The following is an 18787-nucleotide window of genomic DNA, read 5'->3' on the forward strand; positions in this document are numbered from 1 at the left end:
GCCGGGAAGGCGGTCAAGAGCTGTGTCGGTGGCGGCGGCTAGGGTGTACGGCGTGGCGGGTGTCTTCGATCGGCTGGTCGGCCAGGATGCGGTCGAATCCGAGCTGACGGCTGCCGCGATCGCCGCGCGGGCCGGCAGTGTCGAGGGGGCGATGACCCACTCGTGGCTGTTCACCGGGCCGCCGGGATCGGGCAGATCCGTTGCGGCGCTGTGCTTTGCGGCCGCACTACAGTGCACCGACCCTGGTACGCCGGGGTGCGGGCGGTGTCACGCGTGCACGACCACCATGGCGGGCACGCACGGTGACGTGCGCCGGGTGGTGCCGGAGGGGTTGAGTATCAGCACCAAGGAGATGCGCGAAATCGTGCAGATCGCGGCCCGGCGGCCGAGTACCGGGCGCTGGCAGGTGGTGGTGATCGAGGATGCGGACCGGTTGACCGAGGCGGCGGGCAACGTGCTGCTGAAGGTGGTCGAAGAGCCGCCGGACCGGACGGTGTTCCTGCTGTGCGCGCCGTCGGTGGATCCGGAGGACATCTCCGTGACGCTGCGTTCCCGGTGCAGACACGTCCATCTGGTGACGCCCTCGGTCGCATCGATCGCGCGGGTGCTGCAGGAGCGGGACAAGCTCGACCAGCGGACCTCCGAGTGGGCGGCATCGATCAGCGGCGGCCATGTCGGCAGGGCGCGGCGACTGGCCACCGACGACGAGGCGCGCGGACGGCGTAAACGAGCGCTGGCGCTGGTCGGCGCGGTCGCGCGACCGGGTGCGGCGTACTCGGCGGCCGACGAACTGGTGAAATCGGCCGACGACGAGGCCAAACAGATGAGCGCCGAACGCGATGAGCGCGAACGCGAGGAATTGGCGACCGCGCTCGGCGCGGGCGGTACCGGCAAGGGCGCGGCATCGGCGACCCGCGGTTCCGCCGGCGTGCTGAAAGATCTGGAACGCCGCCAGAAGTCACGCGCCACCCGCACCGGACGTGATGCGCTCGACCGGGCGCTCATCGACGTCGCGGGCGTCTACCGGGACGCGCTCGCCCTCCGGTTCGGCGCGGACGGCGTCGCACTCACCCACCCCGATATGGCCGACCAGATCCGCGACCTGGCCGACCGGGTGCGTCCGGAGGGCCTGCTGAAATCGATCGAGGCGGTGCTCGCCTGCCGAGAGGCGCTCGACCTGAACGTGAAGCCGCGCTTCGCACTCGCCGCCATGGTCGCCGCCCTCATCGCCGCCCAAGCAACGTGACCCCTACCACCCGTTTTCGCGATCCGGCGCAGTCACGATAGACTCGCTGGGCCGAGAGGCACGCCGCCTTAGCTCAGTCGGTAGAGCGCTTCACTCGTAATGAAAAGGTCGGGGGTTCGATTCCCCCAGGCGGCTCAAAATCCCAGGTCGGAACGATCGAATCGTGTTGTCCTGGACTGAGTTCGGGCTCGAGTCCCAACTAGTTCGCTCGATGTCGCCTCGCATGACCGCCTTGTCGAGAGCGCCGACTACCGCAGTGTGGACCCGTCCACGCGCCAGATAGCGCCGCTGGGTCGTCGACGGATCCGCGTGGCCGAGCAGGTCGACAGGTGGCGCGCGTCGACAAGCCCACATCGTCCAGGATGGTGGCGACGGTGCCGCGGAAGCTGTGGGGTCTACGGGCACAACCCGTTGATGAAATCTGGGCTGCTGCCTTCCCTATTGCAGCGGTAGGACCACTCGACAGCTCCGGGCTTCCATCGTTTGCCGTCGTAAGTGAACGTGGATTGCTGGCGCACTGCGCGGATCGAGTCATCCTTCGGCACATCGTAAGTGACGGTGACCACGGGGTTCGCGCTGTCCGGTTTGGCGATGTCCACGGTGCAGAGGTAATCGACCTTCTCGTCCGGCAACGGACCACACTGGTTGATGAGATTCATCAGGGTCAGAGCTGCGTTCGGTGTCAGCGGGGCGTCGGGCCTCGACTGCGTGGACTGGTTGGCGCTCGTCGGCTGCGCTGCGGGACTGGAATCGGTACTTGTACAGCCGATCGCCGTGAGCAGCGGCAATAGCGACACGGCGACCGCCGCGATGGTGGTTCGGTTCATGTCTTCTCCGTTTGTCCGAATTGAGCCGCCACCGTATCAAAATGTTGCTGACTATTAGCTGTACTGTGGCAAATTGTTATACATGCAATCGTCCCCTCGGCATCGGTTGTGAGTGCGCGCGAAACCCATCCGACTTGCCGGCCGGGCATGGCGACCTGCTCGGGTCGGCGTCGGCATGCGGGAAGGCCCGGCCGGGCTCAGTGAGCTCGGCCGGGCCTGGTTCGTACGCGGGGTGTCCGGGTCGATGGTTGCGCGAATCCGTCTTATCGAGTCGGTGCGGAAGGCGTAGTTCGGGCGTCGCCGAATACCTCGTCGATCAGACGTTGTGTCGCCTGCTGGAATGCCACGGCCAGCGACAGGGCGGCGTCGTCGACGTAATTCAGTGTGCCGGTGAGGGTTTTGCTGCCGTCGGGGGTGCTGAACATGATCGCCGCGTGGCCCGCGGCACCACCGTTGTGGGTGATCACGGTGCCGCCTGCCGGAGTTTGCTGCACGAACACTCCCAGGCCGTAGCCCATATTCGGGATGGGCGTCGCGTGCGGGGTGCACATCTCGTTCAGCAGTTCGGCAGGCAGCAGCTTGCCGGTCACCAGTGCGGAGATGAACGTGTGCAGATCCTGGCTGGTGGAGATCATGTCGCCGCCGCTGGAGATCCAGGAGGGGTTGTGGCGGGTGACGTCGACGATGGTCTCCGCACCGTTTTCTTCGTACCGGTAATAGGCGTGGGGGTGCGGCTCGGGGATCTCGATCTGGGTGGTCGGCTGTATGGTGCCCGACAGTCCGAGCGGCCCCAGGATCAGCCGCTGCACCTCCTCGGCGACCGAGCGGCCGGTGACCTCCTCGATCAGCAGCCGGGCCAGCACGTAGTTGGTGTTGGAGTAGCTCCAGTCGGTGCCCGGTTCGAATCGCGCCGGCTTGGACAGCGCCAGCCGGACCAGTTCCTCGGGCTGGTAGGTGTGGAATCGGTTGTCCACCCATTCCTTGCCCGCGGTGGTGGCGGGGATGCCCGGCACCACCGTCCCGTCGGGGTAGTACTCGCCGGTGAAGTTGAAGATTCCGCTGGTGTGCTGCAACAGCATTCGCACGGTGATCCGCTCGTCGAGTTCGAACTCGGGCAGGTAGTCGACCACCGGTACGTCCAGGGCGATTTTGCCTTCGGCCACCAGTTGCAGCACCAGTGTGGCGGTGAAGGTCTTGGTGTTGCTGCCGATCCGGACGTGCCCGTCGACCGGCGGCTTCGCGGTCTTGCCCAGCTCCGCCACACCGGCGCTGCCGACCCACTCGCCCCGCTCGTCGTTCACGCGCAACGTGATTCCGGTGATGCCGGACTCGACGATGTCCTCGAGGGCCTGCTGTAGTTCCGGGCGATCCGGTCCGTCCGTGGCCTCCGGCGCCGCCGGGCTGCTCGCGCCGGCGTCGAGCGCCGCGATGATCTTGCGAACCATCGCCGCCGTGGCGGGGCCGGGCTCACCTGCGGCGGCCTCGACAGCGATCAGAACGGTTTCGCGGAAGTTCGCGGCCTCGGCGGGATCCTGTGCGGTGAGCAGGCTCATGGCCGCGGTCAGCGCGGGCAGCACCTGGTCGGCGAGGGCGGCGACGGTCTTGCCGACCAGTTTGATGTCGGCCGACTTGGCCGCGAGCACATGCCCGACCAGCCCGGTCGCCGAGGTCAGGGCGATGGAGGCGTTCGTGGCGGACCGGTGGGGTGTGCCGGTGGCGGCCAGCAGTGACACAGCACCGTATGCGGCGGTCCGCAGGATGCCCTTGTCCTTGTCGGTGAGGCTGATGATGGCCATGTCGTTGTCTCCTCAAAACTGGTGTGCGGCACTCCCGTCGAGCGGGCTGCTGTGCTGTTGATGTCACTACTGTCGCCGGACCGGCTGACAACGACCTGATGCAGATCTGACACACCCGCTGACACAACGATCGACCTGGTCACCGGCTCGGTCTATTGCCTGGCCAACGCCGAGTGCATTGCGCAATCCCGCCCGAGCAGCTGCCGATGGTCACTCCGGAACGTTGGGTACTGAATCCACGGCCGCAATACCTGTCGTGGTTCGCCGCGGTCACCACGAAAGCCACTGAGTCCCCAGGTGGCTCCCGGTCAACAGCATCCGCAAGCTCGGTATTCGGAGTCGGTGCTCGGGCACAGATCGTCAGGTGTGGCCAGCACTACCGAGAAGACGGGTGCCTGCTGCGTAGGCGTGATAGCTGGACATTTCCTAACGTGGGATTGTCATCGTGGCGCGTTGGGGCGCGTCCGCAGCAGAAGGGAATTGCCTTGCGTATCAGGCTATGTTGTCGATCATCGACTGCTGTGGTGGCGGTGGGGGCGTTGATCGCCGCCATGGCGGCTTGCGGTTCGACGGGGAGCGATAGGGCAGGGGCCGCCGATGCTGGACGGGCGGAAGTTGTTGGGGCGCTTGACCGTTTGGTCGAGGCGGGCCACGTGCACGGCGCCCAGGTCGTCGTTACCGATCACGGCCGGGTCTGGACCGCGACGGCGGGCATGGGCGATATCGAGCGGGGCATCCCTTTTCCGGACGACGCTCGGGTGCGAATCGGCAGTAATACCAAGACATATGTGGCGACGGTGATGTTGCAGCTGGTGGCCGAGGGCAAGGTGGAATTGGATGCGCCGGTGGAGCGGTATCTGCCGGGAGTGGTGCACGGGCCGGGGATCGACGACGATCGCATCACGATCCGAAATCTGTTGCAGCACACCAGCGGACTGCCGGAATTCGCGGCGGAGTTCGGGGAGACGCCCAAGCCCGGGCAGATCGATATACACACCGACCAAGTACGTTGGGGGAGAGGTGATCTGGCCGAGGTGCTACGCAATGTGCTCACCGCGCCTGCCGATTTCGAACCCGGTGCGAAGTGGGCGTATTCCAACACCAACTACCTCGTGGTCGCGATGGTGATCGAGAAGATCAGCGGTGATTCCGTCGGCGCGGAGATCACCCGCCGCATCATCGAGCCGCTCGGCCTGCGCGACACCTACTATCCGGATCCGGATGAAACCGATATCCGCGGCCCGCACCCCGCCGGTTATAGCGAAATCGGCGGGGAGCGGGTCGATTACACGAGGCAGAACGTGTCGTGGGCCGGTCCGGCGGGTGCCATGGTGGCGACGGGCGCGGATCTCAACCGGTTCTTCAGCGCGCTTCTGGACGGGAAACTGTTGCCGCCCGCACAGCTGGCGGAGATGAAACGCACTGTCCCCATAGGAGATTCGGGATCGCAACTCGGCTACGGGCTCGGTCTCATGCATTGGCGGTTGCCCTGCGGCAAGGACAGTTGGGGCCACGGCGGCGATATCGACGGATTCGAGACCCGCGGCGGCGTCGTAAACGGCCGCGCGGTCACCGTGAGCGTCAATCAGGTCCCCGAGTCATCGGCCGACGTTACGAAGGTGGTCGACGCAGCGCTGTGCGCCGCGAGCTAGAACGCTCTATTCGTTCTTGCTGTAGTACACGGTGATCGACGGCCAATTCCCGTCTGCCGTGACCTCGTTGTGCAGGATGAGGTCGGCCACGGTGACGGGGCCGAGGCCTTCGATCGTGGCTGCGACGGCGCGCAGCAGGGCGGGCACATCGGCTTGGCCCGGGCCCGCCGGGTTTGCCTGGGAGAAGTGCAGCGCCTGGTAATCGGTGGATGTCATGGTCGGTTCCCTCCGGGTCGTCTACTTGCGTCCGCGCTTCTGCTTGTTGCGGTCGCCAGAGTACTTTTCGGCCTGCTTGATCTTCTGCATCGCGCGGTTGTATGCCGCCTGGTCGTACGGGCGTCCGGCGTTCTTGTTGTCGATGGCCGCCTGCTCCGCGGCCGATAACTGCGCGCCCTGCGGTGCCATCTCGGCCATTACGACGCCCACGGGTGCGGCGCCGGCGACCTGCGCTTCGACCGCGGACCCGATCGAGAGTGCGGCGAGCACGGTGAATGCGGCGGCGGCGGACTTCACGGAGTACCTCAATTTTGTTCCCACCCTTCGAGATCAACCGACGCGACATGCGCCCCCGTCGGAGTGGCGGCATCAGACTCTTTGCGCCACTACAGGATTAGATGCAGCACCCGGCCTGTTGGTTCCATCGAAATATGGGAAGAAAAAAGCTCCCGAGCCGGGCGTCGTTGACCGGCTCGGGAGCGCGCTGGTGTGTTCTAGACCGCGGCGGCGCGGTAATCGGTTGCGCTGGTGAGGATTCGGTGCAGCTCGGCGTTGAATCGGGCGGCCGCCTCGATATTGCCGAGGTGTCCGGTCGGCCAGACGTGGTAGTTGGCCAGGGTGCCCGCGCGGCGGAGGGCGGCGACGATGGGGCGGTTCATGCGCTCGGGCAGTAGGTGGTCGATGGCGCCCGCGATGACGGTGGTCGGGACCGTCAAATTGACTGCGGCATCGCCCAATTCGAGTCCGGCGAGGGCGGCGGCATACAGGCCGCGGGTGAGCGGACGACAGGACCGGACGACGCCGAGTGCGAAGTCGACCTCCTCGTCGGTGGTGGGCGGGGACATCACGCGCGCCTTGAAAACCGAACGCACCGGCCAGATATCGGGCAGCGGCACCGGCAGGCTGAGCACCGTCTCGCCGATGAACTGCGGCAACCGCACGGCATTACCGAAAACCGTTACGGGGCGGTTCGCCACGGTGAGCGGCCGGTTCATCAGCGGGAACAGATCGGTTTCGCGCCGGATATCGCCGGAGGTGGTGTTGAGCAGCACAACCGCCGACGCACGCGCCGCGACCTGCTCCGGATAGTGAGCGGCCCACGCCTGCAAGGTGATTCCGCCCATGCTGTGGCCGGCCAGCACGGCGCGGCGGCCGCGCGGTAGGGCGGCGTCGAGGACGGTGGCGAGATCGTCGGCCAGGGTGCTGTCGCTGGGCGGGGCCGTGCCGAGGGAGCTCTCCCCGTGGCCGCGCTGATCGTAGGCGATGACTCGGTAACGGTCGGCGAAGGCGTTGATCTGCGGATTCCAGTACTCGATGCTGCAGCTCCAGCCGTGGATCAGCACCAGGACCTCGCCGTCGGCCGGGCCGTACGCGTGGACCCGCAGCCGGGCCCCATCGACCGTGGTAACCGGGATGACCTCGGGCGGCATGGTGGGAGAGTTCAACGCCGCGGTCCGGAGGGTGCGAGTCCGTAGTCGGGCCCGGTAGGCGGCGGTCAGGGGCTCGGAGTCGCGCACCCCCGCCAAAGTCTGCATCGACTTCACCAGCATTTCGAGCACTCCTTTGTGTCAGCCGCCACACTACCGTGCAAGCAAGATGCTTGCTAGTGCAAGCGCCGATGGCGGCAATCCTGGCTCGTTGGGTTGATACCCGATCGGACCGCCGGACAATCCGCCCGACAACGTGAAAAACGTTCAGGGCGTGGGAAATGCGACTGACCTCGCGGAATTGTGATTAAGCTGTGACGTGTTTCACCGCTGTCGGCAGTAATGCCGTGATGGCATCGGGCAGGACCAGACAGACCTGATCGTCCGGATGGAAGTCACCGGGGATATCGCGCCGGTTGGGTGCTTGCACGAATACGACCATCGAGGAGCCGTCACCCGGATCGAATTCCACCGCGACCATATCGGGCGCCCGCTCGTCGAGCGCCTGGTCCGCGGGTGTGTGCCAGTGGCCCACCTGCCCGAATTCGAGCCTGCGGTGCGCGGGGAACCCGAATCCGTCGAATCGGGCCGAACCGGCGGCGTCCACGCTCAGAAATTCTACTCTACCTGCGGAAACTCCGGTGTTTTAGATCATTTGCCGCGGTTGGATCGCCGGACACCGCTGGCGGTCGCGAACCCGCCGCGGTTACCGTTGATGCTTGTGGAGAGCACACACCTGGTATCCGAGGCGCACGGGGCACGTTGGCGCACAAGGGGAGTGCCGCTGCTGGTGGCCGGGGCAGGCATCGGAGCGCTGGTGCTGCTGCATCTGCGCGATCCACACCAGGAGGGTTCCTACGGTGAATGCCCGGTCTACGCGCTGACCGGCTGGTACTGCCCCGGCTGCGGTGGCCTGCGGGCCGTGCACAACCTCACCGACGGCCACCTGATCGACGCGATCCACAGCAATATTCTCGCGCTGCCGCTGGTCATGGCCTTCCTGGTGTGGGTGACCGATTGGACGGTACGTGCCTGGCGCGGACAGTCGATGCGCCTGCCATCGATCGGCATCCGCACGGCGGGGGTGTTCTTCGCGCTGTTGGCGGTGTATTCGGTGCTGCGCAATACGCCGTGGGGGACCTGGCTCACTCCGGTTTAGGAGGCTCCGCGTGAATTCCACTGTCTGGCAGGTCTTCTCGATCGTCTTGGTGCTCGGCGCGCTGATCACGATCATCCCGCTGGCCCGGCAGGTGTTCCGGCGGCACGACGATTCGGATGGGCGGCATGACTGATTCGCTGAAAGACCGGGTGCGCGCCAAGCTGCTGCGCCAACTCGCCGAAGACGGACCCGTCGATCCCGAACAGGAGGACACCCGGCAACTCGCGGTGGCCACCGACCTCGACGCGCTCGACAGCGTCGCCGACGACGATCCGCTGATCGAGGAGTTGGCCGTGCGCTACCTGGTGTCCTGACCGGGTCAGCGCGAACTTGCCTGCCCGCCGGACGGCGGTAACTGCGGCAGCCCGGCGCCGTTCAGCCAGTCGTCCCACAGCGGGCGCAGCGGCGTCGCGCTGTAGTGGCTCGCGAGATCGGTGAACTCCTCGGTGCTCACCGAACTGTGCCGGTAGCGAATCGTCCACTCGCGCAACAGATCGAAGAACGCGGTGTCGCCGAGTTCCAGGCGCAGCGTGTGCAGGGTGAGCGCGCCGCGCTTGTAGACCCGGTCGTCGAACATGTGCTGCGGCCCCGGATCGCCGATGACGATGTCCTGCGGCTGCCGGGACAGGTTGTGCCTGGCCGCGCGGGCCAATTGGTCGGCGGTGGGCCCGCCCGCCGCCTCCGACCAGATCCATTCCGCGTAACAGGCGAAACCCTCGTGCAGCCAGATATCGCGCCATTGCCGGATGGTCAGGCTGTTGCCGAACCACTGGTGCGCCAGCTCGTGCGCGACCAGTCGCTCGGCGCCACGGCGGCCGTCGCAGTGGTTGGCGCCGAATATCGAAATGCCTTGGGCCTCAATGGGAATTTCCAGATCGTCATCGGTGACCACCACGGTGTAGCCGGCGAACGGGTATGGGCCGAAGAATTCGGTGAAGATCTCCATCATCCGCGGCTGCCTGGCGAAATCATGATCGAAATCGGCGCGCAGCCGGGCCGGGACGACGGCCTGCATCGGAACCGGAGTGTGTACCGAGCCGATGCGGTGCTTGCGGTAGTAGCCGATCTGAATGGTGGCCAGGTAGCTCGACATCGGTTCGGGCTGTTCGTAGACCCAGGTGGTCTGGCTGGCCTTGGTCTGCTTGCCGACCAGGGTGCCGTTGGCCAGCGCGTAGTACGGCGAGTCGGTGGTGATCGAAATCCGGTAGCTGGCTTTGGAACTCGGATGGTCGTCGCAGGGGAACCAGGAGGCCGCGCCGTTGGGCTGGCTGGCCACCAGTGCGCCCTCGGTGAGTTCCTCCCAGCCGACCTCGCCCCACGGGCCGCGCACCGGTTTGGGCGTGCCCGCGTACTGGACGGTGAGCACGAGCGCCCCGCCCGCCGGAACGCGCTGCTGCGGCGTGATCACCAGTTTGCCGTGCTGGTGAACGTATTTCGCGGCCTTGGCACCGTTGACGAACACCTTGGTCACGTTCAGCGACTGGGATAGATCGAGGGCGTAGCGCGGCCGGACAGCGGTGGTGACCGCGGTGATGGTGGCCTTGCCGGACAACCGATTGCTGGACACCCGGTAGCCGAGTTCGAGCTCGTAGCGGGAGACGCGGTAGCCGCGGTTGCCGTTCTGCGGAAGGTATTCGTCGATCGGCGGCTCGTAGAACTTGTCCGTCATCAAGCCGCCGATCCCGGACCCGTCGGGAACCAGGGCGCGATCGGGTTGCCCCACCAGCGGGTGGACGGGGGCACCGAATCGCCGCGCATGACGAGTGAGGCCGGGCCGATGGTGGCGCCCGCGCCGATACCGGCGGCGGGCAGCGCGACGCAGTGCGGCCCGAGGGTGGCGCCCGGGCCGAGGGTGACGGTGTCCATGGCCATGATGCGGTCGTGGAACAGATGGGTCTGCACCACACAGCCGCGTTCAACGGTCGCGCCGTCGCCGAGTGTCACCAGGTCCGCCTCCGGTAGCCAGTAGGACTCGCACCATACCCCGCGGCCGATCTTGGCGCCGAGTCCGCGCAGCCACAGGTTGAGCAGCGGGGTGCCGGTCGCGGCCCGCGCGAACCACGGTGCGGCAACGGTTTCCACGAAGGTGTCGGCAACCTCGTTGCGCCACACGAAGGAACTCCACAGCGGATGTTCCTCGGCGCCGATCCGCCCGACCAGCAACCATTTCGCGAGTACCGAACTCGCGCCGGCGAGCGCTCCCGCGACCATCAGGACGAGCCCGGACAGCAATCCGGCGGTGAGATAGCCGAATTCGTGTGCGAGCGCGGCGAGCGCGAAAAGCATGCCGAGCCCGATGGCGAAGGTCACCAGCACCGGGATCAACCGGCAGGTCTCCACGATGCCGCGCGCCACCCGCAGTCGCGGCGGTGGGTCGAAAGTTCTTGCCACATCCGCGGTTTCCGAGGCGCGACGCAGTTTGACCGGCGGGCTGCCGAGCCAGGACGATCCGGCCTTGGCCTTCGACGGCGCCGCCGAAAGCACCGCGACCAGACCGTTTTTCGGCACCCGGCGCCCGGGTGCGGTCATACCGGAATTGCCGAGGAATGCGCGCTTGCCGACCTTCGCCTCGCCGATTCGCAGCCAACCGCCGCCGAGTTCGTAACTGGCGATCATGGTGTCGTCGGCGAGGAACGCGCCGTCGGCCACGACGGTGAATTTCGGCAGCAGCAGCACGGTGGATGCCTCGACGCTCTTGCCGATCTTCGCGCCGAGCAGCCGCAGCCACAGCGGGGTGAGCAGGCTGGCGTAGAGCGGGAAAAGGAAGGTGCGCGCGGAATCCAGCAGCCGCTCGGTGGACCAGGCCTGCCAGCCGATCCGGCTGCGCACCGGGTGGTAGCCCTCGCGCAGTCCGATGCTGAACAAGCGCACCGCGATGATGGTGGCCGCCGCGTATACGCCGAGGCTGAGCAGCGTCGCCACCGGCAGCATGGCGAAGGCGCGGCCGAGTCCGCCCGCGAGCGTTCGGGTGTCGCGGATGAACCAGGCGAGGAAGGCGCCGCCCGCGCCGAGCCCGAGGATGGGCATGGCGGCCAGCGCCATCGAGGTGATGCCGAAGATCAGCACCCAGTGCGCCGCCCGTGCCGGGGTTTCGTCGGGCCAACGGTGCTGTGCCCTACCGGTTTTGACGGCCGGTGAGCCGGCCCACTCCTGCTCCGGTTTGATCCGGCCGGAAACCGATGAGCCGGGCGCGATTTCGGCGTTCTTGCCGATTTTGGTGCCGGGCAACAGGATCGAGCGTGCGCCGATGACCGCGCCGGGACCGATGCTGATCCGGCCGAGATGTACCAGGTCGCCATCGATCCAGTAGCCGGACAGGTCGACCTCGGGTTCCACGCTGCAGCCGTCGCCGAGTTCCAGCATGCCGGTGACCGGCGGCAGGGTGTGCAGGTCGACACCCTTGCCGACCTTGGCGCCGAGCGCCCGCGCGAACGGCACCATCCACGGTGCGCCGGAAAGGTTTTCGGCGCCGCTGGCCTCGGATAGCCGGACGGCCGCCCATAGGCGCAGATGCACCGGACCGCCGCGCGGATACGTGCCCGGCTCGACGCCGTGCAGCAGCAGTCGCGAGCCCGCGACGCAGATCGCCATCCGTCCGGGCGGCGAGATGAACAGCGCGAAGGCGAGCAGCGTCCACCACCAGGACAAGTTCGGCAGCCAGGACAGCGCCCCCGACCAGTGCGCGATATTGCCGACGATGGCGAGCCAGGTCAGCCACTGCAGGCCGGTGAGGGTGGCCAACGGGATACCGGCCAGCACCTGAACGAGCTGTGCGCGCAACGGAGTCGGCTCGACGACCCGCTCGGTGACGACGAATGCGGGCTCGCTGTCCTCCAGCAGTTCCACCAGCGCGCCGAGCCGCGGATGGTCGTACACGTCGGCGACGGCGATCTGTGGATAGCGTTCGCGCAGCGCGGTGACCAATTGGGCGGCGGCGAGCGAACCGCCGCCGAGATCGAAGAAATCCACGTCGAGGCCGGTGATTTCGGCGCCGAGGATGGCGTCCCACTGGTCGGCGACCCAGCGGGCCGTGCCGGTGAGGTCGGAGTCGTCGGCGTCGGTGTCGGTGGGCAGCGGCCAGGGCAGCGCATTGCGGTCGACCTTGCCCGAGATGCGGGTCGGCAGTTCGGGAACCACTGCGAGCCTCGGCACCAACGGTGCCGGAAGTTGTTCGGCGAGTTGGGCTCTGGCCTTCTTCAGGTCGAAATCGGGGCCCGCGCCGGTGAGATAGCCGACCAGGATCTTGTTGCCCGCCTTGGTGGTCCGGATCGCCGCGGCCGCGCCGGTGACACCGGGCAGCAGCTGCAGCGCGTTATCGATCTCGCCCAGTTCGATGCGCCTGCCACCGATTTTGATCTGATCGTCGGCGCGGCCGAGGAAGACCAGACCGGCCCGCTCGTTGCGGACCAGATCGCCGCTGCGGTACGCCCGCTCCCAGCCGAGCGACGGTAGCGGGGCGTACTTTTCGGCATCCTTGTCCGGGTCGAGGTAGCGGGCCAGGCCTGCGCCGCCGATCACCAACTCCCCGGATGAGCCCTCCGCCACCGGATTTCCGGCCTGATCGATGACCGCGAGATCCCAGCCGTCCAGCGGCAGCCCGATCCGGATCGGCGAGCCGCCGTCCAGCCGGGCCGCGCATGCCACGACGGTAGCCTCGGTGGGGCCGTAGGTATTCCACACCTCGCGACTCGTATTCCGGTGTCCGGCAAGGCGTTCGGCCAGTTCCGGCGGTACCGCCTCGCCACCGAAGATGAGCAGCCGCACCGAATCCAGCGCCTCGGCGGGCCAGGTGGCGGCCAGCGTCGGCACGGTGGAGACGATGCTGATCTCCCTGCGCACCAGCCAGGGCCCCAGATCGGCTCCGGTGCGCACCAATTCGCGCGGCGCGGGCACCAGGCAGGCGCCGTTGCGCCAGGCCAGCCACATCTCCTCGCAGGAGGCGTCGAAGGCGACCGAGAGCCCGGCGAGCACCCGGTCGCCAGGGCCGATGGGGGCGTCGCGCAGGAAGAGCCCCGCCTCCGCGTCGACGAATGCGGCGGCGTTGCGATGAGTCACCGCAACGCCTTTCGGTGTTCCGGTGGACCCGGAGGTGAAGATGATCCAGGCGTCGTCGGCGGGTGTCGGCAGCGCGCTCCACTGCGAATCGGGTGCGGCGCGGCCCGCGCCCGCGATGGTGGTCTCGATGCCCGCCGCGGTGACTATCGCGGTGACCCTGGCCTCGCCGAAGACCAGCCGGGCCCGCTCCTCCGGATCGTCGGCGTCCACCGGGACGTAGGCCGCGCCCGCGTACAGGACGGCGAGGATGGTGATGTAGAGCTCGCGGTGGCCGGACGGCATGCGCACCCCGACCCGGTCGCCCGGCCGCACGCCGGCCGCGGTGAGCCGGGCGAGTGTCGCCTCGATCTCGATGACCAGCTCGAGGTAGGTGAGTGCGGCGCGGCCGTCGTCGATGGCCGGTGCGTCGGGATGGGTTTGCGCGGTGGCGGTCAGGATGTCGACGAGGGTGCGGGCGGGCGCCGCCAGCGCGGCGCGGCGCAGCGGATCCCGCGCCGGGGGCGCGGCCGCCGCCGGATCTGCCGAGTGCAGCATCACGTCCTGTCCACCTCTCATAGACCTGCCCGGTGCTCTATCCGTTGTTGCATGGTGGGGTTACCAGTCGGCAAACAGTGCGCCGACCAGGAATCAACGGTACTCGGGGCAATGGTCGTTTGCCGTTCACCGAGACTGAGGTCGCATTCGATAGCGCGCTAAGCCCGCGGTGGCACCTCGTCCTCGCCGATTGCCTTGAGCGCCAGGCGTAGCAGGGTGCGTCGCTCGTCCGCGTCCAGTCGGTGGAGCACCCGGTCGGTGGCCTGTTGGACCTGCTCGTCGACGCGGCGGCGCTCGGCGCGGCCCGCCGCGGTGATGGACAGGCAGTTCTTGCGGCGATCGCCCGGGTCGCGGGTGCGCACGACGAATCCGTCCTTCTCCAGGCCGTCGATGATGCGAACGACCTCGCTGCGATCGATCTGCAATGTGGTGGCTACCTGTTGCTGGGAGAGATCGGTGAACTCCTCGAGACAGACGAGCACCCAGTGTTCACGCAGTGACGCATCGATTTCGGCATGGACGGCCCGGTGCAGCTTGCCGAAGACGTAGGTCGGGAAGCGCAGCAGGCCGCGGGGGTGCAGCTGGTCGGCGGACATAAGGGGATTCTATCTATTGTTGGGCAGCAAGATTGTTGATAACCTCCGCAATTGTAGTTGCCTACGAATAGTGGAGGATCCATGTCGGATACCAGGACGGCGGCAGGGGCCGCCGTGCTTGCGCCCGAAACCATTCCGGCATCGGTGTGGAAGGTGGCGGGGGTTGTCGTCTTCGGTGCGTTGATGGGCATGCTCGACACCTCGCTCGTGAATGTCGGGCTCGGTACCATTGCTGCGAAACTAGGTGCGACGCTTGATGTTTCGCAGTGGATTGCCAGCGCCTACCTGCTCGCGCTCGCGGTCTCGCTGCCGCTGGTCGGCTGGCTCGGACGCCGGTTCGGGATGAGTAGGGTCTGGATCGGTGCGCTGATCGGTTTCAGCGTCACCTCCGGGCTGTGCGCGCTCGCGCCGAATATCGGCTGGCTCATCGCATTACGCATCGCACAGGGGCTGGCCGCCGGATTGCTGGTGCCCGCGGGACAGGCCATCATCGGGCAGGTCGCCGGACCGCACCGGCTGGGCCGGGTGATGAGCGTGGTGGGCGTCGCGGTGGTGGCGGCCCCGGCTGTCGGGCCGACCATCGGCGGCGTCATGTTGGCCCATTTGGCTTGGCAGTGGCTGTTTTTGATCAATATCCCATTCGGCATCGTCGCCTTCGTCCTCGCCATGCGCATGCTGCCCGCGAGTGAAAAGGCTGATGAAGTGGCGTCGTTCGATGCCATCGGGTTCACGCTGATCGGCGGCGGGTTGTCGCTGCTCGTGTACGGACTCGGCGAATTCGGCAGCCGCGGTGGGCTTTCCGCCTCACAGGTGTGGATTCCGCTGGTGGTCGGCGCGCTCGCGCTGGGCGGGTTCATCCTGCGCTCGGTGCGCGGTGTCGGCTCGCTGCTCGACCTGACGGTGTTCGGCAGCAGGGTATTCGGCGCGGCGAATGTCGCCAATCTGTTCGCGGGTGCGTCGCTGTTCGGCTCGATGCTGTTGCTGCCGTTGTACTTTCAGCTGCTACATGGGCAAGGCATTGTGGCGACCGGTCTTTCGCTGTTCACCTTCGGGCTGGGCGGCATCATCGCGCTGCCGATCGCGGGCAGGCTCACCGATCGGTACGGCGGCGGTGTCGTCGCGGTCGCGGGCAATGTGCTGAATCTGCTGGCGACGCTGCCGTTCGCGATCGGGGACGCCACCATGAGCCTGGTGCTGGTGCAGGTGTTGCTGCTCATTCGCGGAATTGCCACCGGCCTGACCGGAATGCCGGTGACCACCGCGGCGTACGCGGCGGTGCGCAGGGATCAGTTGCCGGATGCGGCGTCGGTGGTGAATATCACGCAGCGGGTGGGCGGTTCGATCGGCTCCGCGCTGTTCGCGGTGGTGCTCTACCGGGCTGGTACCTCGGTGGCGACCGGATTCCAGCATGCGTTCTGGTGGCTGACCGGTGCGCTGGTGGTCGCGCTCATCGCATCTATCATCCTGTGGCGCACGGAGATCGGTAGTCGACGCTGATCGTCAGGCCAGCGCGGACGCCGCGGTGCCGATGCCGAGTACGGCGAGGACGCCCGCGGCGATCTGCTCGAGCCGGTCGCGCACGGAAGGGCGGCGCAGCAGCGCGACCGCGGTCGCGGCGGCCAGCGCGAGCAGCACCTGCTCCGTCGCCGCGACGGAACATTCGATCGCCCCGAGTGCCAGGGTGTTGCCGAAGGTCACTTCGGTCAGGAACTGCGGCAGCACCGCGAGGTAGAAGAGCCCGACCTTCGGGTTGAGCATGCACGAGAGCACCCCGGCGACGAAGGCGCCGCGCACCGTTGGCGGACGGCTCGGCCGCGCGGTGCCGTTCGTATCCGATTCCGAAGTGTCCGAGGCGAATTCGGCTTGCCGATACGATCGTTGCCGCCGCTGGGCCAGCAGTGCTCGAATGCCCAGATACAGCAGGTAGATTCCGCCGATCACCTTCAGCGCCCGGTAGGCCGTCGCGGATTCCTCGAGCAGCGTCGCGACACCCGCCGCGACGACGACGGCCCACAGCATCCCGCCGAGTGCGGAGCCGAGCGCGGCGGCAATGCCGGGACGTGCGCTGACGATCGAAAAGCGCAGCACCAGAAAGGAATCCGGGCCGGGGACGATCGAGAGCAGGATGCATACGCCGATAAATCCGGCCAGCAGCGAAACGGTCACCCCTCGATGTCACTCCAGAACGTCCGATTTGGCAACGGAGTAACGGGGTTGACAGCCGCCGTAGGCGTCTGCCAATCTCTGAATCAGGTCATGAGTGCCAGCGCAAAGCCCCGGCTTGCTGGCCGGCAACCCTCCTCCGCGGTGGGGTGCTCCGGGTGACGACCGGGCCGCAGCCCGACCGGGCGCGGCAAGCGCGGACTCGTCGATTCCCGATTGCGAGTCCCTGAACCGATGGGATGACGTCAATGACCGCTGTGATCGATCCGAGCTGTGCCCCGCTGGCCCAGGTGTCCGGCTCCGAGCTCCGCGTTCCGCTGGTGCAGGGCGGGACCACCACGTACGCCAACTTCGACTACGCCGCGAGCGCCCCGGCATTGGCGCAGGTGACGGCGCGAATCGAGCAGCTGCTGCCGTTCTACGCGAGCGTGCACCGCGGCGCGGGCTACGCCTCCCGCATCTCGACCGAATGCTATGAGGCGGCCCGTGGCTCGGTGTCCCGCTTCCTGGACACCGCCGACGACCAGGTGGTGGTGTTCACCCGCAATACGACCGATTCGCTGAACCTGCTGGCCTCCTGCGTACCGGGCGACACGGTAGTGCTGGATATCGAACATCACGCCAATTTCCTGCCGTGGACCCGGCACGGCAGGCGGGTGGTTCAGGCCGCCGACACCGTCGAGGAGACCGTGCGGCGCATCGTCGGCGAATTGTGCAGCAAGCCCGCGGCATTGCTGGCCGTCACCGGCGCATCCAATGTCACCGGCGAGGTGCTGCCGCTGGAGCGGTTGGCCGCCATCGCGCACCAGTGCGGCGCGCGGATACTCGTCGATGCCGCCCAGCTCGCGCCGCACCGTCGAATCAGCTTGCGCGACAGTGGAATCGACTACCTGGCCTTTTCCGGGCACAAGCTGTACGCCCCGTTCGGGGCCGGGGTGCTGGTGGGCAGGCGCGATTGGCTCGATGCCGCACAGCCGTATCTGGCCGGTGGCGGCGCGGTGCGCGAGGTGACCACGGAGACGGCCGAATGGGCGCCCGCACCGCAGCGGCACGAGGCCGGTTCGCCGAATGTGCTCGGCGCCGCCGCGCTGGCCGCCGCCTGTGACGCGCTCTGTGCCATCGATGCCGACGCGCTCGCCGCCCACGAACATCGACTCGCCGACCGGCTGCGCGACGGGCTCGCCGCCATTCCCGGTGTGCGGTTGCTGAATATCTGGGCCGACAGCACCGAGAGCGTCGGCATCGTCGCGTTCACCGTCGACGGCTTCGTGCCCGGTCACGTCGCCGCGTATCTTTCGGCCGAATACGGTATCGGCGTGCGCGACGGTCGCTTCTGCGCCCATCCGCTGCTCGCCCGCCTCGGCCTGGACGGCGCGTTGCGCGCCAGCATCGGGCTCGGCACCACCGCCGCCGATGTCGACCGGCTGATCGGCGCGATCGCCGCGCTGGTCGAATCCGGCACCACCTGGAATTACGCGACCACCAACGGCCTGTGGAATCCCACGCCGGAGACCCGTCCGTTCGATACCGACAGCGCGGACGGCGCCGCGCCCTGCCTGGTCGGCTGAGCCGAATTCCTCAGTTGCCCAACGGAGTCGGCCGGTAGTAACGGCCGTTGTAATAGAGCAGCGGTGCCGCGGCGGGCTTTTCGTCGGTGTTGTCGTGCACCCGGGTGACCAGACCGACGACGAAGGTGTGATCCCCGATCGGGATGAGTTGCGCGACGGTGGCGCGCACCCAGATCGGGGTGCCGTGCAGCACCGGCTCACCGGTTTCCAGACTGGTCCACAGCGAGCTGTCGGTGAAGCGCTCCTCGGCGGTCCTGGCGAAACGCTGCGCCAGATGCCGTTGATGCTCGCCCAGGAAATGGATGACGACCGATTCGGCCGAACGCATCGCTTCGATGCTCGACGACGTGTGCGCGATATTGAACGAGACGAGCGGTGGCTCCAGCGATAGCGAGGCGAACGACGTCGCGGTGAAGCCGATCGGGCCGCCGGGCGAGGTGAGGGTGACAACGGTGACCCCGGCCGGATAGTGCCGCATCGATGCCCGGTATTGCTCGGCGGTGATACCGCTCAGATCATCGGGGATCGGCGGTATGTGGATGCCCGTA

Annotated in this window: 18 protein-coding genes, 1 tRNA gene and 1 riboswitch; of the genes, 8 read left to right on the forward strand and 11 right to left on the reverse strand. The window is 67.3% G+C overall.

Annotated elements, in window-relative coordinates; all coding sequences use genetic code 11:
- The first annotated feature begins 52 nt into the window (after positions 1-52).
- Together F5544_RS02075 and F5544_RS02080 are read left to right on the forward strand one after the other, a co-directional pair.
- The gene (locus F5544_RS02075) at positions 53-1246 is read left to right on the forward strand and encodes a DNA polymerase III subunit delta' (protein WP_167471594.1); all 1194 of its coding nucleotides are present in this window, start codon (positions 53-55) and stop codon (positions 1244-1246) included.
- 62 nt (positions 1247-1308) lie between these two features.
- A tRNA-Thr gene (locus tag F5544_RS02080) sits at positions 1309-1381 on the forward strand.
- A gap of 260 nt (positions 1382-1641) precedes the next feature.
- Here the strand turns inward: F5544_RS02080 and F5544_RS02085 are convergent.
- Together F5544_RS02085 and F5544_RS02090 are read right to left on the reverse strand one after the other, a co-directional pair.
- A complete protein-coding gene (locus F5544_RS02085) occupies positions 1642-2073 on the reverse strand; it encodes a hypothetical protein (protein ID WP_167471595.1) in 432 nt (143 codons plus the stop codon).
- A gap of 263 nt (positions 2074-2336) precedes the next feature.
- A complete protein-coding gene (locus tag F5544_RS02090; protein ID WP_238847045.1) occupies positions 2337-3869 on the reverse strand; it encodes a serine hydrolase domain-containing protein in 1533 nt (510 codons plus the stop codon).
- A gap of 551 nt (positions 3870-4420) precedes the next feature.
- Between F5544_RS02090 and F5544_RS02095 the strand changes: the two genes are divergently transcribed.
- Positions 4421-5521, forward strand: a complete 1101-nt coding sequence (locus tag F5544_RS02095) for a serine hydrolase domain-containing protein (RefSeq protein ID WP_167478923.1) — start codon at positions 4421-4423, stop codon at positions 5519-5521.
- 6 nt (positions 5522-5527) lie between these two features.
- Here F5544_RS02095 and F5544_RS02100 read toward each other — a convergent pair whose 3' ends face one another.
- From F5544_RS02100 to F5544_RS02115, 4 genes are all read right to left on the reverse strand, one after another.
- A complete protein-coding gene (locus tag F5544_RS02100; protein WP_167471596.1) occupies positions 5528-5737 on the reverse strand; it encodes a hypothetical protein in 210 nt (69 codons plus the stop codon).
- A gap of 21 nt (positions 5738-5758) precedes the next feature.
- A complete protein-coding gene (locus F5544_RS02105) occupies positions 5759-6034 on the reverse strand; it encodes a hypothetical protein (RefSeq protein WP_167471597.1) in 276 nt (91 codons plus the stop codon).
- A 197-nt stretch (positions 6035-6231) separates the two neighbouring features.
- Entirely contained in the window at positions 6232-7287 is a 1056-nt protein-coding gene (locus tag F5544_RS02110) for an alpha/beta fold hydrolase (protein WP_167471598.1), read from the reverse strand.
- A gap of 184 nt (positions 7288-7471) precedes the next feature.
- Positions 7472-7771: a hypothetical protein gene (locus F5544_RS02115; protein WP_167471599.1), complete on the reverse strand. Its 300-nt coding sequence runs from the start codon at positions 7769-7771 to the stop codon at positions 7472-7474.
- A gap of 108 nt (positions 7772-7879) precedes the next feature.
- Between F5544_RS02115 and F5544_RS02120 the strand changes: the two genes are divergently transcribed.
- Genes F5544_RS02120 through F5544_RS02125 form a run of 3 tightly spaced genes read left to right on the forward strand, consistent with a single transcriptional unit; the run spans position 7880 to position 8637 of the window.
- Complete coding sequence (locus F5544_RS02120; protein ID WP_167471600.1) at positions 7880-8323, forward strand: DUF2752 domain-containing protein; 444 nt, start codon at positions 7880-7882, stop codon at positions 8321-8323.
- A 10-nt stretch (positions 8324-8333) separates the two neighbouring features.
- Positions 8334-8456, forward strand: coding sequence for a hypothetical protein (locus F5544_RS46995; RefSeq protein ID WP_275107009.1), 123 nt, complete (start codon positions 8334-8336; stop codon positions 8454-8456).
- Positions 8449-8637, forward strand: coding sequence for a hypothetical protein (locus tag F5544_RS02125; RefSeq protein WP_167471601.1), 189 nt, complete (start codon positions 8449-8451; stop codon positions 8635-8637). The genes F5544_RS46995 and F5544_RS02125 overlap by 8 nt, the downstream gene beginning before the upstream one ends.
- 5 nt (positions 8638-8642) lie before the next feature.
- Here the strand turns inward: F5544_RS02125 and F5544_RS02130 are convergent, their stop codons facing one another.
- From F5544_RS02130 to F5544_RS02140, 3 genes are all read right to left on the reverse strand, one after another.
- Complete coding sequence (locus F5544_RS02130; RefSeq protein ID WP_167471602.1) at positions 8643-9992, reverse strand: M1 family metallopeptidase; 1350 nt, start codon at positions 9990-9992, stop codon at positions 8643-8645.
- Positions 9992-13912 (reverse strand): Pls/PosA family non-ribosomal peptide synthetase, encoded by a 3921-nt coding sequence (locus F5544_RS02135; RefSeq protein WP_167471603.1) that lies wholly within the window; start codon positions 13910-13912, stop codon positions 9992-9994. The genes F5544_RS02130 and F5544_RS02135 overlap by 1 nt, the downstream gene beginning before the upstream one ends.
- A gap of 158 nt (positions 13913-14070) precedes the next feature.
- The gene (locus F5544_RS02140; protein WP_167471604.1) at positions 14071-14508 is read right to left on the reverse strand and encodes a MarR family winged helix-turn-helix transcriptional regulator; all 438 of its coding nucleotides are present in this window, start codon (positions 14506-14508) and stop codon (positions 14071-14073) included.
- Positions 14509-14589: 81 nt separating this feature from the next.
- Here F5544_RS02140 and F5544_RS02145 point away from each other — a divergent pair, with 81 nt between their 5' ends.
- Complete coding sequence (locus tag F5544_RS02145; RefSeq protein ID WP_174867248.1) at positions 14590-16005, forward strand: DHA2 family efflux MFS transporter permease subunit; 1416 nt, start codon at positions 14590-14592, stop codon at positions 16003-16005.
- Positions 16006-16008: 3 nt separating this feature from the next.
- Here the strand turns inward: F5544_RS02145 and F5544_RS02150 are convergent, their stop codons facing one another.
- Positions 16009-16674, reverse strand: a complete 666-nt coding sequence (locus F5544_RS02150; RefSeq protein WP_167471605.1) for a LysE family translocator — start codon at positions 16672-16674, stop codon at positions 16009-16011.
- An 86-nt stretch (positions 16675-16760) separates the two neighbouring features.
- Positions 16761-16874: riboswitch (SAM riboswitch) on the forward strand.
- Between the two features lie 45 nt (positions 16875-16919).
- Here F5544_RS02150 and F5544_RS02155 point away from each other — a divergent pair.
- The gene (locus F5544_RS02155; protein WP_167471606.1) at positions 16920-18239 is read left to right on the forward strand and encodes an aminotransferase class V-fold PLP-dependent enzyme; all 1320 of its coding nucleotides are present in this window, start codon (positions 16920-16922) and stop codon (positions 18237-18239) included.
- Positions 18240-18249: 10 nt separating this feature from the next.
- Here the strand turns inward: F5544_RS02155 and F5544_RS02160 are convergent, their stop codons facing one another.
- Positions 18250-18717 (reverse strand): flavin reductase family protein, encoded by a 468-nt coding sequence (locus F5544_RS02160; protein ID WP_167478925.1) that lies wholly within the window; start codon positions 18715-18717, stop codon positions 18250-18252.
- Positions 18718-18787: the final 70 nt, after the last annotated feature.

The sequence above is a fragment of the Nocardia arthritidis genome (assembly GCF_011801145.1).
Taxonomy (GTDB): Bacteria; Actinomycetota; Actinomycetes; order Mycobacteriales; family Mycobacteriaceae; genus Nocardia; species Nocardia arthritidis_A.

Bases quoted from the DNA above. Each gene is read 5' to 3' on its own strand.
- F5544_RS02110 (WP_167471598.1), bottom strand. From the start codon at position 7,287: ATGCTGGTGAAGTCGATGCAGACTTTGGCGGGGGTGCGCGACTCCGAG.
- F5544_RS02135 (WP_167471603.1), bottom strand. From the start codon at position 13,912: ATGCTGCACTCGGCAGATCCGGCGGCGGCCGCGCCCCCGGCGCGGGAT.
- F5544_RS02100 (WP_167471596.1), bottom strand. From the start codon at position 5,737: ATGACATCCACCGATTACCAGGCGCTGCACTTCTCCCAGGCAAACCCG.
- F5544_RS02130 (WP_167471602.1), bottom strand. From the start codon at position 9,992: ATGACGGACAAGTTCTACGAGCCGCCGATCGACGAATACCTTCCGCAG.
- F5544_RS02140 (WP_167471604.1), bottom strand. From the start codon at position 14,508: ATGTCCGCCGACCAGCTGCACCCCCGCGGCCTGCTGCGCTTCCCGACC.
- F5544_RS02125 (WP_167471601.1), top strand. From the start codon at position 8,449: ATGACTGATTCGCTGAAAGACCGGGTGCGCGCCAAGCTGCTGCGCCAA.
- F5544_RS02160 (WP_167478925.1), bottom strand. From the start codon at position 18,717: ATGCGGCACTATCCGGCCGGGGTCACCGTTGTCACCCTCACCTCGCCC.
- F5544_RS02145 (WP_174867248.1), top strand. From the start codon at position 14,590: ATGTCGGATACCAGGACGGCGGCAGGGGCCGCCGTGCTTGCGCCCGAA.
- F5544_RS02155 (WP_167471606.1), top strand. From the start codon at position 16,920: ATGACCGCTGTGATCGATCCGAGCTGTGCCCCGCTGGCCCAGGTGTCC.
- F5544_RS02090 (WP_238847045.1), bottom strand. From the start codon at position 3,869: ATGGCCATCATCAGCCTCACCGACAAGGACAAGGGCATCCTGCGGACC.
- F5544_RS02120 (WP_167471600.1), top strand. From the start codon at position 7,880: ATGCTTGTGGAGAGCACACACCTGGTATCCGAGGCGCACGGGGCACGT.
- F5544_RS02085 (WP_167471595.1), bottom strand. From the start codon at position 2,073: ATGAACCGAACCACCATCGCGGCGGTCGCCGTGTCGCTATTGCCGCTG.
- F5544_RS02095 (WP_167478923.1), top strand. From the start codon at position 4,421: ATGGCGGCTTGCGGTTCGACGGGGAGCGATAGGGCAGGGGCCGCCGAT.